The sequence below is a fragment of the Micromonospora sp. Mcm103 genome (genome assembly GCF_024519755.1).
GTDB classification, from domain to species: domain Bacteria; phylum Actinomycetota; class Actinomycetes; order Mycobacteriales; family Micromonosporaceae; genus Micromonospora; species Micromonospora aurantiaca.
The window spans coordinates 81,363-97,838 of the sequence record NZ_JALJRJ010000018.1; the positions used below are offsets into that span (position 1 = coordinate 81,363).

Here is a 16,476-nt window from a genome sequence, read left to right on the forward strand (position 1 = left end):
GTGAACCCTCGCGGCGGGCCGCCGCCACCTGGAGGAACCATGACCGACAGCGCCGAGCCGCTCGACGTGCTGCTACGCCGGATGATGCGCGGTGACGCCACGATCGAGCAGGTGCAGTCCGCGCTGCGGGGCGCCCGGCTCGACCTCGCGATGAACGGCGACGGCCGTCCACTCGTCGTCCGCTCCTTCGACGACGTGCCGTGCGTGACGGTGGCGACCACGGACGAGGAGCGCGCGCGTACCTTCGCGCCCGAGTGGCGCCGGGTCGAGGTGGTCGAGCTGGCCGAACTGCTGCCGGACGGCATCGACGTCCTGGTCGACCCGAACGGCCCCGAGCCGGCACGGCTGGCCGCCGCGCTCGTCTGGCACGCGCTCCGGTACGCGGACGAGGACACGGGCGGATGAGCGACGACGAGTTCGTGTTCCTGCTCGACCCGGAGTGGCCGGCAGGTGAGGACGACGAGCCGCCGTTCGAGGCGGTCCTCGGGGTGTGGCAGGTCGGCGAGGACGGCGAGGTGGGCGATTTCCGGGGCAACCCGGACTACCGCCGGCACTTCCCGGACTCCCCCGCCGACCCGCTCGACGCCCTGCTGCGCATGGTCGCGGCCGCCGGTGCGGTGCGGCCGGCGCACCTGCGGGCGGTGCTACGCGCGTCCACCCTGCACCTCGCAGTGAACGGCGACGGGCGGCCGCTCGTCGTCCACGCCCCCGACGACGAGCGGTGTGTGGTGGTCGCGACCGGCGAACCCCACCGGGAACCGGTGCCCGCGCCCGGGTGGCGGCGGCTGGACCTGGCGGAACTGGCCGCCGTGGCCGGTGACCGCGACGCGCTCGTCAACCCCGGCGGCCCGGCGCCCGCCCGGCTGGCCGCCGCGTTCCTGCGCGAGACGGCGGCGACGCGATGAGCACGGACCTGCTGCACCTGCTCTGCCTGCGCGCCGCCGGCCGGATCCCGGACGACTACCTCGCCGGCCTGCGTACCCTGCTCGCCCGCGGCAACCACGGCGCCTGCGCGGCCGGGCTGCTCGGCGCGTTCCCGCAGTCCGCGGCGGAGATCGCGGTGCTCGCCGCGCTGCTGCCCCCGCAGACGCCGCTGCCCGGCCCGGCGGCGGACGAGGACGTGGACGCCGATCTGGTGGCCCTGTTCGTCCCGTTCCCGCCGGCCGACCTGCCGCTGTATGCGACGGCCGGGCCACCGGTGGTGGACGAGACCGCCGGTGGCACCGTGGACGGCCTCGACCGGGCGCTGCTCGACGTGCTGGACCCGGACAGTACCGCCGGGGTGTGGCGCTGCTGGCGGATCACCCGGGAGCCGGACGACACCGTCGACGCCGTGCGCGTCTACCTGGTCGAGGCCACGGCGCCCGACGACGAGCTGCCCGCCGTCGCCGACCGGGGACAGCGGGCGCTCTCCGACGCCGGGCACGCCGCGCCGGTCGAGGTGTACCGGCCCGACCTGCCGCTGCCCGCGTACCAGTGGACGGCCCGGTCCCGGTCCGCGCTCATCTGGGCCCCGCAGCCGCCCGGCGAGGTACGCCTGGCCGCCGACGGGGACGCCCGGCTGCCGGTCGACGACGACGAGGTCGCCGCGTTCGTCACCCACCTGCGGTCGGCGCCCGCCCTGACCGCGCACCTGCGCACCGACGGCGCCTGGGTCTGGCCGGCCGACGTGGCCGACCGGCTGCTCGACGAGGGCGCGCTGGCCGACGAGGGTCTGTTGCGGCACCTGCGGCGGTGCCGGGCCGACCCACCCACGCCGGCCGGCGCGGTCGCCGTCCACCGGGCGCTCGCCGCCCTGGTACGCGCGGGCGCGCTCTGACCGGATGCACGAACGGCCCCGGTCGCGGTGTTTCTCGGGCACGAGCCCTCGCGCGGCCCGGCGCTCCCGGCTGCCGCCGTGGTCGAATGCGCCCGCCGACGAGAACGCGAGGAGGCCGGGAATGACGGAGCAGGACGAGCTGCACACCGCGCTGCTGCATCTCGGTGGCCGGGTGCCGGACGCCACGCTCGCCGAGGCGCGGCTCCGGCTCGCCGACACCGGCACGGTGTCCCTCCCCGAGCCGCCCGGACCTGTCGACATGCCGTTCACGTTCGCGTCCGCCGTACCGAATCCGCGTGTCTTCGGCGGGCGGGTGCCGCCGCTGGCCGACCTCACCGGCCGCGACGGCCTGATGGACGACACCGACCGGGTCGCGGTCGCGGCGGTCCGGCAGCAGCCCGGCGCGGTGGCGCTGTGGCGCGGATGGCGGATCGCCCCGGAGTGGGCGGCCGCGGTGATCCCGCCCGCGCCGGTCTACGTGCTGGAGACCAGTGGGCCGCAGGCCGCGACGGCGGCGACCATGATGCGGGCGCTGGCCGGGGCCGGGATCTCGGCGCCGCTGGTCGAGGTGTACCGCCCCGGCGACAAGCTCCCGCCGTACGCGTCCGCGGCCCGCCGGTCCGGCGCGCTGCTCTGGGCCGACCGGGACACCGAACCGTTGCGGATCGCCCGCGTCTTCGACGAGGTGGACGACGACGGCGCGCACTTCGCGCCGGACCGGGAGCGGCTGGCCGGAACCGAACTAGCAGGGGCGGCGGCGTACCTGGACGCGGGCACGCCGGTGCTCGCCACCACCGCACGAGGGCCCGACGTGGTGGAGCCCGCACGCGGCCTGGTCGTGCCGATGACCTACCGCACCGACGGGCGCTGGCTCTGGCCCGAGTCCGTCGCCTACTACCTCCAGGCGTACGGGCTGGCGCCCGAGCCGGACCTGCTGGCCCACATCCGGTCGCGCGGCGACCTGCTGCCGGCCACCGACCCCGCCGACGAGCACCGCGCGCTGGCGCTGCTGTTCCAGTCGTACGCCCTCGTCCCGGCGGAGGCGGACGCGTGACGATCTTCGTGGCGATCGCGTCGTACCGGGACCGGGAACTGGTGCCGACGGTGCTGGACTGCCTGGCCAAGGCCGCGCACCCGGAGGACGTCCGCATCGCGGTGTGCTGGCAGCACCTCGGCGACGAGGACATCTCCGCCATCCGGGACCTGCCGCAGGTGGACGTGCAGGAGTACGACGCCCGGGACAGCCGCGGCGCCTGCTGGGCCCGGGACAAGACGTTCCAGCGGTACCGCGGCGAGGACTGGCTGTTGCAGGTGGACAGCCACACCCGGTTCGCGCCGGACTGGGACGTACGGATGATCCGGATGGCGCGGGAGACCGGAGCGGCGAAGCCGGTCCTTACCGCGTACCCGCCGAGCTACGAGCCCGATCAGGAGTTCACCGGCGCGGGCGCGCCCGCCGAGATCGTCGTCAACGACTGGACGAACGTCGGCGTACCGGTCTTCGGTCAGCGCCTGATCGAGGGGGCCGCGCCCGGCGTACCGCCCAAGCCGGCGCTGTTCCTGGCCGCCGGGTTCCTCTTCGCGCCCGGCTCGTTCGTCACCGAGGTCCCCTACGACCCGGGCATCTACTTCCACGGCGAGGAGATCACCCTGGCCCTGCGCGCCTTCACGTGGGGCTACGACCTGTTCCACCCCACCGAGGTGCTGACCTGGCACTACTACATCCGGCAGGACAGGCCGCGGCACTGGAGCGACCACGTCGAGTCCGACTGGGCCCGCTACGAGGAGCTGAGCCGCCGCCGGGTGCTCTACATGCTGCACACGCCGCCGGTGGACCGGCTCGGCATCGGGCCGGTACGCACCCTGGAGGAGTTCGTGGCGCACACCGGCTGCAACTTCACCCGGCGCACCTGGACCGACATGCTGGCCCAGGAACTGGTGGTGCTCTGACCGGCCCGCCCGCGCCGGTCTGATCAGGTGCCCCGCGCCGGTTCCCCGGCGCCGCTCGACCAGCGGGTCTCGGCGATGGCGGTGGCGAGCCGCGCCAGCTCCGGATGCTGCTGCGCATACGACGTCACGTGCTCGGCCAGCTCGTACTGGGACTGCCACCGGACCTTCCCGGCCCGCACCAGCGCCCGGTCCAGCGCCAGCGGGTCACCGCGCAGGTGACGCCGGACGTCCACCAGGACACCGGTGAGCGACTGTTCCTGCTCGTCGGTGCCGGGTAGCGCCGTCACCATCGCCGGCAGCGCGGCGACCGTCTCGTCATCCATTCCCGGCACCAGGCCGATGAGCGCCTTCTCGCGCGCCTCCGGCCGGGTCTCCGCCAGGTACGCCATCCCCGCCTCGTCGGCGGCCAGGTGACGCAGCGCGGGGTCGCGGCTCAGCTCCGCCACCGCCGCCGTCACGGCCGGCCCGGTGTCGCCCGGAACGGTGTCCTCGGAGTCCGTGCTGGTTGGAACCGCGCCGGGCGAACGGGGGTCGGCCCGAAGCGTGCCGGCCGGGTCAGGGTCGGCCTGCCAGGTGCCGGCCTGTTCGGCCACTGCTGCCGCGTGCACGGCCGGGTCGATGCGTGTCGGGGCGGGTTCCGCCGAGGCGGCGGCGGACGGGGACGGCGTCACGGCCGGTGCCGCCTCGGGTGATCCGGCACCGTCGCCCGCTCCCGCCCGGCGGCGCGCGCGCAGGCCCAGCAGGACGGCGGCGAGCGCCGCCAGCCCGGCGAGCGCCAGCAACGCCGCCCGCCGGCCGATCCCAGCGGTGGAGCCGGACGTCTGCTCGGCCGCCTCCGCCCGGGGTGCCTCCTCGGGCAGCACGGCGGTGACGGAGGCGGTCAGGTCGATCTCCGGCGCGAGGCCGCCGGTGGTCTTCGCCGTCTTCAGCACCCGGTTGCGGACCTGCGCCGGGTCGAGGTCCGGGTACGCCGACCGGATCAGCGCCGCCTGCCCCGCCACGTACGCGACGGCGTGGTGCGTGCCGGTGCCGGTCACCGGCCGGGTGCCGGTGATGCCGAGGCTTGTCACGTCGACGCCCGGCGCGACCACGTCCACGCCGCCGGACCGGTAGCTGCCGGCGGTACCCCCGTCCGGCCCGATCCCGCCCACGCGCAGCACCGCATCGCGCAGCGGTACCTCCGGATCCGCCGGCTCCTGCTCGCCGGCGGCGCCCACCACGACCACCACGCCCGCGTCGACCGCCTCGTTGACGGCGGTCACCACCTCGGCCTGTCCGAGGTCCACCTGCGGCCCGACCGCGATGACGGAGGCGCCGGAGCCGACCGCCGCCCGGATGCCGGCCGCGCTGGCCGCGGCGGAGGCGCCGGCAGTCCTGCCCGCCACGCGGACGGGCATGACCGCCGCGTCCGGCGCGACGCCGGCGACCGCCGACCCCTTCACCGGCTGCGCCACGATCAGCCCGGCCATCGCCGTACCGGTGCCGAGACAGTCGGTGTCACCGCGGGTGCCGCCGGTCGCCCGGTCGACGCCGGTCGTCACCCGGCCGGCGAGCGGGGCCAGGCTGCCGGCGACGCCGGAGTCGACGACTGCCACGAGCTGGTCCCGGCCCCGGCTGTGCGCCCACGCCTGGTCGGCGGCGACGCGCGGGCCGGCCCACGACGAGGTGGCGCGCGACGTCGCGACGGTGCGGCACCCCTTCGGCGGGCGGGCGGCCGCGTCACCGTCGGCGGTGCGCTGCCCTTTGTCCGGTGTGGATGTACCCGGTGCCGGCTTCGGGGCCGGCGGGACGCCCTGGCGGACCTCGCTGCCGTACGCGTCCCACGGCAGCACGAGCACCCAGCCGGCCCGGAGCCGGGCGCCGTCGGTGAGGGTGCCGCCGTCCGGCTGGATCCGCCCGCTGTTGAGCGCGAACAGTTCGGCCGCTCGCGCGCCGTCCCCGAGGAACCGCTCCGCGATCTCGGTGAGGTTCTCCGGCTCGCCCTGGTGGGCCGCCTCGACCGTGTAGAACTTGACGGGCTCACCGTCAGGGCGGGCCGCCGACGCCGGAAGTGGCGTCAGCGCGAGCACCGCCGACGCGACGACGGCGGCGAGCGCGGCCCGGACGACGGCCGGTGCGGTACGCGTCATCCGCGGCCACCTCGGGTGCCGGTCACGGGCGTGGTCCCGGACGTCGCGTGGTGCCGCGGACGCCGGGCGTCCGAACCATCCGTCATCGATCCACTCTTGAACCCGGTCGAGAAGACTGTCCATACCAGACGGGCAGGCTAGCATCGCGGATCCCCGATGCACGAAGCGCCGCCGGACGATCCGGGCCGGCATCCCCGCGGCCCGCATCCGCCGCGAGACGCAGACCTCCTCCACCAACGTGCTGCCGTCGCGGCCGACACATCCTCTCGACCGTCCTAGGACATCAGCCCGGTCCGGGCAGGCTGTTCACGAGGGCGTGCAGGTAGGCGGCGTCCCCCGGCACGCTGCGCAGCGGGTTCGCGACGGCGGCGGAGTTGCGTAGGTCTGCGGTCAGACGACCGCGGGAACGCGGTCGCGGGTGGCGCCGTGTAGGCGGGCGGCGTCCTCGCGGGGAGGCGCCCCGAACTGGCGGCGGTACTCACGGCTGAACTGCGACGGGCTCTCGTATCCCACCCGCGCGCTCACGCCGGTGACGTCGCGGGGATGCGTGGCGAGCAGGAGCCGCGCCTCCTGCAACCGGATCTGCTTCTGGAAACGGATCGGGCTCATCGCCGTCACGGCCTGGAAGTTGCGGTAGAAGGCCGACACGCTCATTCCGGACAGCCGGGCCAGCTCCTCCACCCGGAACGACTGCGCATAGTGGTCGCGGATCCACCGCACCGCCCTGGCGACGTGGCTGAGGCTGCTGTCGGCCAGGCCGAGCTGCCGGACGGCCCCGGTCTGTTCCCCGGTGAGCAGGTGCCACAGGATCTCCCGCTTGACCAGGGGCGCGAGCACGGCGACGTCCCGGGGCCGGTCCAGCAGCCGCAGTAACCGGATCACCGCGTCGACGAGTTCGTCCGGCGCGTCGCTGACCACCAGGCCCGAGGGCGTTGCGCCGGGCACGGGCGGGAGGTCGCCCGGCGCCGCCTGCAACAGCAACTCCGCGACCGTGGGCGGGTGCAGCACCAGGCCGAACCCCAGTGCCGGCGAGTCGGCGCCGGCCCGGGTGAAGCGGCCGGTGACCGGCAGATCGACCGACGCGACGAGGTACTGACCGGCGCGGTACTCGTACACGCGGTCGCCCAGCGCCATCTGCTTCGCCCCCTGGGCGACGAGTGCCATGACGGTGCCCGACATCGACGTGGCCGGCGGACTCTGCCGCTCGACCTTCGAGATCAGCACACCGTCGATGGCGGTGCTCATGTCCGGCCGCGCGTAACGGGCCAGCAGCGCTCGCAACTCAGCCAGATCCACCCACCGATTAAAGCACGACCGATCCTCGCAAGCTGAGTAGGATCAGGCAAGTCTTCGCGAGCATGCTTCTAACGTTTCACCTGCTCAAGCTGCTTCCATTGAGTCGTCGGATTTCCGGGACGAGCCCGGATATGACAATTCAGGAGGCACTGCGATGACCGTCCGCCACGGGTTCCACGCCACCATGACCGCCCGGCCGGGAAGGGCTGACGACCTGGTCGGCCTGCTGCTCGGCGCGCCGTCCCTGCCCCATCCGGACTGCCTCGTCTTCCTCGTGTCCCGCTCGGCCTCCGACCCCGATGTCGTGCACGTCGTCGAGGGCTGGACCAGCGCCGAGGCACACCGCCGGTTCTTCGCCGGGGCGCAGGCCCAGGATCTCGTCGCCAGGCTCCAGCCGCTGCTGGCCGGCGAGTCGGCGTACATGGACGCGGTTCCGGTCGGCGGGAAGGCGCGTTTCTGAACCGGCTGCCGCCGCCGGCCCGCCCCGATCCCCGTCACCGGAAGGACCCTCTGATGAACTCCCCTCGACCGGGCCTCGACCCCGAGTTCCTGGCAGCCCTGGCCGAACTGCCGTCCATGCCACCCCTGGGCCCCCAGGTGATCGAATTCGTACGCCGGCTCCCTGAGCCACCGATCGAGACCCACCTGCGCGACCGCGCGGTGCGACGGCGTGAGGTCACCGTCCCCGCCGCGGACGGAACGCCGATCCCGCTGTCCGTCCTCAGCCCGGCCGAGCAGGCGGCCGGAGCGCCCTGCGTCTACTGGATCCACGGCGGCGGGATGATGTGGGGAGACCGTTTCTCGAACATCGACATCCCGCTGGAGTGGCTCGACCGGTTCGGCGCGGTCGTGGTCACCGTCGACTACCGGCTGGCCCCGGAGGCCACCGGTACGACCCTGGTCGACGACTGTTACCACGGCCTCCGCTGGGTGGCCGACAACGCCGCCGCCCTCGGCATCGACCCCGACCGTGTCGTCGTGGCCGGCGCCAGCGCCGGTGGCGGCCTGGCGGCCGGGGTCACGCTGATGGCACGCGACCTCGGTGGACCGGCAGTCGCCGCCCAACTGCTGTCGTGCCCGATGCTCGACCACCGCAACGACACCACGTCCAGCCGGCAGTTCACCGGCCCGGACGGCGTGTGGACCCGGGAGATGAACGAGTTCGGGTGGCGCAGCGTCCTCGGCGACCGGACCGGCGCGGAGGTCTCCCCCTACATCTCCCCCGCGCTCGCCGGGGACCTGTCCGGCCTGCCGGCCACGTACGTCGACGCCGGGACGGCGGAGGTCTTCCGCGACGAGGACGTCACCTACGCGACCCGGATCTGGGCCGCCGGAGGCCAGGCCGAACTGCACATGTGGGCCGGCGGCTTCCACGGTTTCGCGGCGCTGTTCCCGCACGTGCGCGTCTCGGCCGCGGCCCGGCGGGCCCAGGCCGACTGGCTGGCCCGGATCCTGGAGCCCGGCCCCGGGCACCGGGACTGACACCGGGACGCACGGCCGGCGCGAACCGCTCGCGCCGGCCGTGCCCCGGTAGGGCCACGTCACGGACAGGGGCCGCCCGCGCAGACGTCGATCACCTTGCCGGTGAGCAGGAACACCGCCTTCTGCCGCTGTGCCCCGGGCTGGGCGCGCGGGAACTCGTGCGAGTCCTCGCCGTACTCCGGTCCGGCGGGCGCCAGGTTGGTCGGCGGCGGCGCGTACGCGGCGCCGCTGTTCCACACCACCATCGCCGAGCCGGCGTACGGGTACCTGCGGATCGGCGCGATGCCCCAGAACGGCCGCACGTCCGGTGACCAGCCGTCGGCGAGCGCCGGGGTGTGCAGGCGGGCGCCGACGGTGCGCGCCTGCACCTCCGCCGCGACGGTCGACACCTGGTGGTCGCCGAACGCCACGTGCATCAGCACCCGGTGCGCCGGGGTACGCGGCAGCGGCCGGTCGGTCATGTGCTGGGCGTACCCGTTGGCCTCGGACCGGTCCCACAGCATCTGGAGCAGACCGAAGACGATCTGCTGGTCGATCCGGTCCGGGTAGTAGCCGTCCATGACGGTCTGGAACGGGGCGAAGTCGACGCTGCGTTGCAGCAGCGTGGAGTAGTTCATCGCGGGCACGCCGAGGACCGAGCGGGTCCAGTCCTGGGCGATGGCGGTGAGCGCGCCGCCGTTGATGCCGCCCTGGCTGTTGCCGTCGTAGTGCAGCCCGCCGGCCACGTCGATCAACGGCCGACCGGCGGCGTCGCGGAACGCCGGGTGGGCCGCGAACCCGTTGCGGTGGATCATCGTCCGGCCCAGGAACAGGAAGTTCAGGAAGCTCTGCTGGAGCCGGTCGGCCACCGCGGGGAAGGCGCTGAGGTCGGTGAACGCGCCCGCCACGTACGGGACGTCGGCGGCGGCCATGCCGATCCAGCTCGTCGCGCAGAAGGTGAAGTCGTACGTCTGCGACATGGTCTTGACGTTGCCGGCGTTGATCTCGGTCGGCCGGCCGAGCAGGCCGTGGCCGTAGAGCGAGAGGTGCGCGGGCCTCGTGGCGGACGCGCTGCGCGGGATGTTGCAGACGAAGTCGGCCGCCACCGTCGTGCCGGACGGTGTGGGCAGCGCGTTCGGCGTCGGCGGGGTGCCGTCGCCGCCGGGCGGCCCGTAGTGCAGCCGGGAGCCCGGTCCGCCGTCGCCGGTCAGGTAGGACGGTACGGCGACGGTGCCGGTGACCTGCCGGGCGATCAGCGGGTCCTGCTCAGGCGTGTAGTCGGTGACCTGGGTGACGGTGAACGAGGGCGCGCGGCGGCCGAGCGCGGCGAACGCGCCGTCCCGGACCGCCAGCATCCGCCCGGTCAGCCCCTGCCGGCTGGCGACGGTGAAGTCCCAGGCCAGGTAGAGGCTGTGCCGCTTGACGCCGGCCCGGCTCAGGTCGGCGAGGATCCGCTTCATCTGCGGCGCGCGCGGGTCACGCCGGTCCAGGCCGGCACCGGTCACATACGCGCGGAACTCCTTCGGGGCCGGGATCAGCGCGCCGTCGCCGTCGCGCATGCCGCGCAGGCCGACGACGTACCGGGCGCCCTCGGTCAACGCCACCGCCGGCCGGATGATCAGCGCCTGCCGGTCCGGGTTGCCGGCGGCGTGCGCGTCCAGCTCGGCCCAGTACGGCGTACGCCGCCCGGTGCGGGCGTCGAGCAGCACGATCGGCGCGTCCGGCGCCAGCGAGCGCGCGACGTCGGTGACCGGCGCGATCCGGGTCCGCGTGACGTCGAGGCCGGGTACGCGCGCCAGGATCGGCGAGCCGGGGCTGAAGCCGTCCTGCCGGTTCCACTCGGCCGGGTCGATCGGCACGCCGAGCACGTTCGCCGGCATCGCGGAGGCCGCGAACCGCACCCGCTTGCCGGTCGGCGTGCTGCGGTCCGGCACGGTGAAGTAGTCGTTGGGGAACGGCAGCAGGCAGGCCGCCGGGTCGATCGGGTCGCAGGACCGCTGCCCGGCCGGCGCCGGGGGCGCGGACGGCGCCGCGGCGGCCCCGGAGCCGAGCAGCACGGCCGATGCGGTCACCAGCGCGGACACGGCGAGACGGAGCCGTCTGGGGGTGGGCACGCGTGTCTCCTTCGACATCGGACGGTGGTGTTCTTCCTACGCCCGTGAACTGATCTCGGCAAGGCCCCGCACATCGACACTGCCGGATCAACGACGAAGAATCCGCAGGTCAGGCGCGCAGTCCTACGGTGGGTCGCGAAGCACTCACGTCCAGTGGAGGACGTCATGACCACTCCCGCCCCCACCCCACCGCCTCAGCTCCAGGTCGCCCTCGGCACCCCCGGGGACCCCGGCTCGGTGCACGCCGTCACGGACACCGGCACGACGCTGCTCGTCGCCCACTACCCCGCGTCCGGCGCCGGCCGGCTGCACGTCCTCGATCCCCGTACCCTCGCCCCGGTCCGCCCGTCCCTCGCGGTCGGCCATGAGCCCCGCGCGGTGGCCTGGCACCCCGGACGCGGGCAGGCGTACGTGATGAACCGGGGGGTGCAGAGCTACAGCGTCTCCCGGTGCGACCTGGCCACCGGGACGGTCACCGACATCCCGATCGGCTTCGGGCTGATCGCGATCGCCGTGGACCCGGTGGCCGACCTGCTGTACGTCGCCGACTGGGCGCACCGGCGGCTGCACGTCATCGAACTGGCCGACACCACACAGCGGAGCGTGGTGCCGCTGCCGTCGGCGCCGAACCGCCTCGCGGTGGCCCCGGACGGCACCGTCTACGCGGCGCTGTACGTCAAGGGCCTCGTGCCGGCCGACGACGCGCTCGCCGTGCTGCGCCCGGACGGCACGCTCACCGTGGCGCCGGTCGAGCCCGCCCACCTCCAGCCGGGCGGGGTGGCGGTCGCGCACGACGGGATGATCTACCTCGGCTCGCTCGGCGGCGGCACCGTGCACCCGCTGTTCGGCGTGCACGACCCGGACACCGGCGCACGGCTGGGCGCGGTGGTGAGCGCCGCAGGCGTCCGTGACCTCGCGGCCGTGCCGGGACTGTCCCGGGCCTGGCTGGCGACCGACAAGGGCGCTCAGCTCGTCGACACCACCAACCCGTACGCGCCGCGCACGCTCGATCCGATCACCACCGGTCACGCCCCGTACGCGGTGGCGGTCACCGCCGACGGCACGGCGTACGTGGGTGACGTGGTGGACGGCACGGTGTCGCTGATCCGGCCGGACGTGGCGGACCTGCCCCTGGACGCCGTCGCCACGCTGCTCACCGAGGCGGGCTTCGCCCCCACCACCGGGCTCGGCGCGGCGATCCGGGCGTACCAGACGTTCCACGAGCTGCCGGTGACCGGGCGGCCCGACGCCGTCACCGCCGCCCACCTGACCGCACCGGGCTGCGGCACCCCGGACCGGACGACCACCACCGGTTTCGTCCTCCAGGGTGGGCACTTCCGGCACACGAACCTGACCTACCACCTCGGTGACATGACGATGCCGTACGCCCGCGACGAGTTCACCGACGCGCTGAAGCACGAGCTGATCCAGGTGTCGTTCGACGTGTGGCGCGAGGTGCTGGGCGAGAACTGGTACGGGCCGTTCGAGTTCACCCGCGTCTTCGACCCGGCGCAGGCGGACATCGTCTTCTCCGTCGGCGACGACCCGGTCTTCCACGACACCGGCTGGTTCCGGACCGTCTACGCGGTGACCAAGTGGGGGGCCGCTCCCGGCTGGCCCGACGCGGGCGGCCAGCTTCCGGTCATCTTCAACCGGAAGATCAACTGGGACGCGCACGGGTACTTCGACGTCGACCTGCACGGGCCCGACTTCCGGCACGTCGCCACGCACGAGATCGGCCACGCGTTCGGGCTCAACCACGGCAAGAGCGGCAACGTGATGCACCGCAACGCGAGCTGGTACCGGGTGCCCAAGTCCGACGACCGCAACGGCCTGTTCGCCATGTACGGGCGGCTGCCGTTCACCGACGGCGTCGGCATCCGGGTGCTGCCCGGCGTGGACCACGTCGCGTACTCCGACTGCGAGCGGCACCTCGTGGTGCACTACCCCGAGGGCGACGGGTGGACGTGGACGCGGCTCACCGCGGACGTGGGTGCGCCCCGGATGGCCCGCGGCAGCGCCCCGTCGCCGTTCTTCGCCCACGACGGCGTGCCGTCGTACGTCTACGCCGCAGACGGCGGCCACGTCCACCAGATCTGGTACGACCAGGGCCAGTGGTGGTGGGGTGACCTGACGCAGGACAGCGGCGGCCCGCCCGCCATGCGGTACGGCCCGCACGCCTACCGCAACGGCGACACCCAGCGGGTCGTCTACAGCGCCACGGACGGCCGGACGATCCGGCTGTCGCAGGCGCCCGGGCAGGGATGGGTCTGGCAGGACGTGTCGGTGGAGGGCGCGGTCGCGGCCGACGGCACGCCCTACGGGTACGTCGACGGCGTCACCGGCCTCGACGTGATCGTCTACCGGGACGCCGAGGAGCACCTGCGGATGCTGTGGGAGGGCCCCGAGGGCTGGGGGCAGATCTCGCTGACCTGGGCCACCCAGGCGGAGAACCCGCTGCCGCTGACCATGATGCCGGTGTGGGGCGAACACCGGGCCGGCGAGCGGCACCGGGTGTTCGGCCTCGACCACCGGCAGGACATCCGGATGTACGCCGTCGGCGACGACGGCGCCTGGCACACCCGGTCGCTGACCGCGGAACTCGGCCTGCCCGAGTGCAGCGCGTCGGCGGTGCAGCGGCTGCCCGGCGTGGACGGCGCGCCCGACGGCTGGCTGCTGGTCTTCGCCGACTTCGACGGCGGCCTGTGGGAGCTGACCGGGGACGGTGACACGTGGCAGGCCGAGCGGGTGCAGATCGACGGGATGCCGCCGGTGGGGCGCAGCGTGCTGTCGGTGTGGCTGGGCGGCGACCGGCTCCAGATCACCTACACGGCCGCGAACGGCAACATCCAGTTGCTGTCCCGTTCTCTCGGCGACCACGACTGGCAGCGCACCAACCTGACCCGGGTGTCCGACGTGGTGTGAGCGGTTCCCGTGCTCAATCGGACAGCACGTGCCGGACGAGGTCCGGGCAGTGGGTCTTCCAGTTGAGCGCGGGTCCCTTCCTCATCAGGTCCAGGTTGAGCCGGCGGGCCGCCTTGACGATCTGCGGCCGGGTCAGCGCGTCGTACGCGTCGTCGACCGATCCGAACCGCAGCGCCAGCACGCCCGGCCGTACCCGGTAGTGCGCTCGGGCCGCGCCCATCGCGCGCAGCCGGAGCCGGGTGCGCAGCTGTGACCGAGCCGCGGCCTCGTCGACGTTCAGGCGGATGTGCAGATCCTGCGGCCGCCGCCGGTCGTGGCAGACGAACAGCGTCTCCAGCGAGTGCACGGAGACGGTGAACAGGCGCGGGAAGCTGGCGGAGTTGGTGCCCGGCAGCGCGGTCAGCGTCCAGAAGTCGCGCTCGGTCTGCTCCGGTACGGGCATCGTGAGGCGCAGGTACGCCCCGATCAGGCGGGCCATCCCGTCGGTGAACCGGGCGTCGGCGCGCAGCCGGTCGAACTGGTGGCGGGTCCGGCGGCGCAGGTCGGCGTCCCCCTCGCGGAGCGCGAGGGGGATCGGGCAGGGCTCGTGGCCGGCCAGCCAGCGTTCCTGCTCCGACGGGGGCAGGATCCGGTCCAGTTCGGCGGCGCCGAGCCGGCCGGCGGTGTGCACGACGTTGCGCAGCCGCACCCCGGCCGACTCCCGCCTGCGGATCTGCTCCCGCTCCTCGTCGTCGAGCCGGTCGCGGGGTACACGCCGGAAGGCGATCTCGACGATGTCGTGCCACTTCTGGCGGTGCATGCCGAACCGGGCCACCACGTCGACGGCCTGCCCCACGTACCGCTCGCCGTCGGCGAAGGTCAGCTCGTAGATGCCGCACCGACCGCGTGACCTCGGCAGCAGGTGCGCTATCGAACCCACCCCGTCGACAGTCAGCCGGTCGACCTCCGCACGGTCCACAGTGCGCGATGATAGGCCTTGCTCCCGGACGTCAGGTCACGAGCCCGGTGCCGCCGCGAGTCCCGAGGCGTCCGCCCGGGTCCGGTCTCCGTCCGGCGGCGCACCGAGGGCGGCCGACAGGTCCCGTGCCACCTGCTCGACGTCACCGGCCGTGACCAGGGCGAACACGAACCGGTCCGGCCGCAGCACCACCAGGTCGGCGCCGTGCCGCCGCAGCCACCCGCCGAGCACCCCGTCGGCGTCCACCACGTCGACCCGGTCCGGACCGCCGGTCGCCGCTGCGTCGGCGGACGGACCCGGCAGGTCGGCGAGCGGCGTGCCGGACGGGTGGACCACGACGAACCGCACCGGCAGCCCCGGTCTCCACGCGCCGAGCGGGTCGGCCACGCCGCCGCGACCGAGCACGGCGAAACCGTCGCCGAGCACCTCGTCGAGCAGACGCTCCCCGGGCGTGCCCGGAACGAGGACCCGTGGCTGGGGGAACATGGTCCCGACCACGCCGTCGCGCCGGCCGCCGGCCATCAGGCCCCGCCGGTACGCCGGCACCGGCTTGAACTCGAACCGTTCCACGAACCGCCGTACCCGGGGGATCGTCTGGACCGCCCGCAGCGCGGCGTCGCGCATCCCGGCGGTGACCCGGTTACGGGCCAGGAAGACGCGGCCCAGCCGGACGCTCGTCTGCGCCATCTCCACCGTGTGCGGACGCCGCTCGGTCTCGTACGTGTCGAGCACGGCGGAGCCGGCGGCGCCGGACAGCACCAGCGACAGCTTCCACGACAGGTTCGCCGCGTCGCGCAGGCCGCTGCACAGGCCCTGGCCCATGAACGGCGGCATCTGGTGCGCGGCGTCGCCGACCAGGAACACCCGTCCCTCCCGCCACCGCTGCGCGACGAGGTGGTGGAAGGTGTAGACCACCGCCCGGGTGACGGCGAACCGGTCCGGGTCGACGTACGGCGAGACGAGCGCGGCGATGCTCTCCGGCCGCCGCACCTCGTCCTCGGTCTCGCCCGGGCGCAGCATGAACTCCATCCGGTAGCTGCCGGCCGCGCCGGGGGACACGAAGGCCGGGCGCCGCCAGTCGCAGACGAACGTGGTGTCCGGCACCCGTACCGCGTCGGGCGGCACGTCGCCGGAGACGGCCAGCCACGGCTCGGCGTAGCTCGCCCCGGACAGCGGGATCCGGACGGCGGCGCGGGTGGCGCTGCGGGCGCCGTCGCAGCCGAGCACGTACCGGGCGCGGACCGCCCGCCGCTGCCCGGTGACCACGTCGGACAGCAGCACCGTCACGCCGTCCTCGTCCTGGGTCAGGCCGACCAGCTCGGTGCCGAGCGCGAGCCGGACGTGCGGGAAGCGGTCCAGCCCGGTGCGCAGCGTGTGTTCCAGTCGCGGCTGGTCGAAGAAGCGCAGCGGCGCGTGCCCGTACCCGAAGTCCGTCTCGGACAGCTTCATCCGGGCGAAGACCCGGCCCGCGCCGTTGACGTACTCGACGAGCGGCGGCGCGATCGTCTCGTCGCGTATCTCGTCGAGCAGGCCCGCCTGCTGGTAGATGCGCAACGCCTCGTCGTCGCAGGAGAAGGCACGCGGCTGGCCGTGCGGCGTGGCGCTGCGCTCCACGACCAGCGTGGTGACGCCGCGGGCGCCGAGCAGGTTGGCGGTGAGCGCGCCTACCGGCCCGCAGCCGATGACGGCGACCTCGACCTCCTGGACCTCCTGGTGAGCCGGCGGCTGAACTGTTTCCATCGTGGTGCCCCTTCGGAACGTGGTCCCGGACGGTTCTCCGCCGTCCGGCACCGGTCAGGGCACCAGTCCGCTGTGGAAGGGGTG

At 74.2% G+C, this 16,476-nt stretch carries 13 protein-coding genes; 8 read left to right on the top strand and 5 right to left on the bottom strand.

All coding sequences use genetic code 11. The annotated features are described in order from the left end of the window. The 5 genes from OC439_RS21730 (at nt 1) to OC439_RS21750 (ending at nt 3,769) form a co-directional block, all read left to right on the top strand. On the top strand, nt 1-405 hold the full coding sequence (locus tag OC439_RS21730) for a type VII secretion system-associated protein (RefSeq protein WP_262015033.1): 405 nt from the start codon (nt 1-3) through the stop codon (nt 403-405). Then, nucleotides 402-905 carry a type VII secretion system-associated protein gene (locus OC439_RS21735; RefSeq protein WP_262015034.1) on the top strand — a complete coding sequence of 168 codons (504 nt, stop codon included), beginning with the start codon at nt 402-404 and terminating at the stop codon, nt 903-905. The genes OC439_RS21730 and OC439_RS21735 overlap by 4 nt, the downstream gene beginning before the upstream one ends. Next, a complete protein-coding gene (locus tag OC439_RS21740) occupies nt 902-1,819 on the top strand; it encodes a hypothetical protein (RefSeq protein ID WP_262015035.1) in 918 nt (305 codons plus the stop codon). The genes OC439_RS21735 and OC439_RS21740 overlap by 4 nt, the downstream gene beginning before the upstream one ends. Before the next feature lie 121 nt (nt 1,820-1,940). Continuing rightward, complete coding sequence (locus tag OC439_RS21745; protein ID WP_262015036.1) at nt 1,941-2,873, top strand: hypothetical protein; 933 nt, start codon at nt 1,941-1,943, stop codon at nt 2,871-2,873. After that, entirely contained in the window at nt 2,870-3,769 is a 900-nt protein-coding gene (locus tag OC439_RS21750; RefSeq protein WP_262015037.1) for a UDP-N-acetylglucosamine-transferase, read from the top strand. Before OC439_RS21745 ends, OC439_RS21750 begins: the two co-directional genes overlap by 4 nt. A 23-nt stretch (nt 3,770-3,792) precedes the next feature. On the opposite strand, the gene OC439_RS21755 is transcribed toward OC439_RS21750, so the two are convergent. Next, nucleotides 3,793-5,898: a S8 family serine peptidase gene (locus OC439_RS21755; protein ID WP_262015038.1), complete on the bottom strand. Its 2,106-nt coding sequence runs from the start codon at nt 5,896-5,898 to the stop codon at nt 3,793-3,795. Nucleotides 5,899-6,288: 390 nt separating this feature from the next. After that, a complete protein-coding gene (locus OC439_RS21760; protein ID WP_262015039.1) occupies nt 6,289-7,194 on the bottom strand; it encodes an AraC family transcriptional regulator in 906 nt (301 codons plus the stop codon). 154 nt (nt 7,195-7,348) lie between these two features. Between OC439_RS21760 and OC439_RS21765 the strand changes: the two genes are divergently transcribed. Beyond that, a complete protein-coding gene (locus OC439_RS21765; RefSeq protein WP_262015040.1) occupies nt 7,349-7,654 on the top strand; it encodes a putative quinol monooxygenase in 306 nt (101 codons plus the stop codon). 53 nt (nt 7,655-7,707) lie between these two features. Then, nucleotides 7,708-8,676 carry an alpha/beta hydrolase gene (locus tag OC439_RS21770; protein WP_262015041.1) on the top strand — a complete coding sequence of 323 codons (969 nt, stop codon included), beginning with the start codon at nt 7,708-7,710 and terminating at the stop codon, nt 8,674-8,676. A 59-nt stretch (nt 8,677-8,735) separates the two neighbouring features. Here the strand turns inward: OC439_RS21770 and OC439_RS21775 are convergent, their stop codons facing one another. Then, complete coding sequence (locus OC439_RS21775) at nt 8,736-10,769, bottom strand: hypothetical protein (protein ID WP_262015042.1); 2,034 nt, start codon at nt 10,767-10,769, stop codon at nt 8,736-8,738. Nucleotides 10,770-10,934: 165 nt separating this feature from the next. Here OC439_RS21775 and OC439_RS21780 point away from each other — a divergent pair, with 165 nt between their 5' ends. Beyond that, a complete protein-coding gene (locus OC439_RS21780; protein WP_262015043.1) occupies nt 10,935-13,694 on the top strand; it encodes a matrixin family metalloprotease in 2,760 nt (919 codons plus the stop codon). A gap of 13 nt (nt 13,695-13,707) precedes the next feature. On the opposite strand, the gene OC439_RS21785 is transcribed toward OC439_RS21780, so the two are convergent. Then, entirely contained in the window at nt 13,708-14,652 is a 945-nt protein-coding gene (locus tag OC439_RS21785) for a GIY-YIG nuclease family protein (RefSeq protein WP_262015044.1), read from the bottom strand. Nucleotides 14,653-14,688: 36 nt separating this feature from the next. Beyond that, complete coding sequence (locus OC439_RS21790; protein WP_262015045.1) at nt 14,689-16,392, bottom strand: bifunctional 3-(3-hydroxy-phenyl)propionate/3-hydroxycinnamic acid hydroxylase; 1,704 nt, start codon at nt 16,390-16,392, stop codon at nt 14,689-14,691. Nucleotides 16,393-16,476 lie beyond the last annotated feature (84 nt).